This is a genomic window from Egicoccus sp. AB-alg2, from assembly GCF_041821065.1.
Taxonomy (GTDB): domain Bacteria; phylum Actinomycetota; class Nitriliruptoria; order Nitriliruptorales; family Nitriliruptoraceae; genus Egicoccus.
On the sequence record NZ_JBGUAX010000027.1, the window covers coordinates 1 to 639 of the forward strand.

Sequence of the window (639 nt, forward strand, 5' to 3'; positions counted from 1 at the left end):
CTGGGCGGCGCGATGTCGCACGCGACCAAGTCGGGCGTGGCGCACTTCGCCGCCGACGACGAGGAGTCCTGTCTCGAGGACGTCAAGTACCTGCTGAGCTTCCTGCCCGCGAACAACCTCGAGCTGCCGCCGGTGGTCGACACCGGCGACGACCCCGACCGGCTGATCCCGGAGCTCGACACGTTCGTGCCCGACAGCTCGAACCAGCCCTACGACGTGCGCGACATCGTGCGTCACGTGGTCGACGACGGCGAGTTCCTCGAGGTCCACCAGCACTACGCGGAGAACATCGTCGTCGGCCTCGCGCGTCTGGACGGCCAGACCGTCGGGGTGGTCGGCAACCAGCCGGCGTTCCTGGCCGGGGTGCTGGACATCGACAGCTCGGAGAAGGCCGCACGGTTCGTGCGCTTCTGCGACGCGTTCAACATTCCGATCGTGACGTTCGTGGACGTGCCGGGATTCCTGCCCGGCACGGACCAGGAGTACGGCGGGATCATCCGCCACGGCGCGAAGCTGCTCTACGCCTACGCCGAGGCGTCCGTGCCCAAGCTGACCGTGATCGTGCGCAAGGCCTACGGCGGCGCCTACGACGTGATGGGGTCCAAGCACCTCGGCGCGGACGTGAACCTGGCTTGGCCC

Annotated in this window: 1 protein-coding gene; it reads left to right on the forward strand. The window is 68.4% G+C overall.

All coding sequences use genetic code 11. The features are described 5' to 3' along the window. A partial coding sequence (locus ACERM0_RS22755) for an acyl-CoA carboxylase subunit beta (RefSeq protein ID WP_373680888.1) occupies positions 1-639 on the forward strand: 639 nt, incomplete at both ends.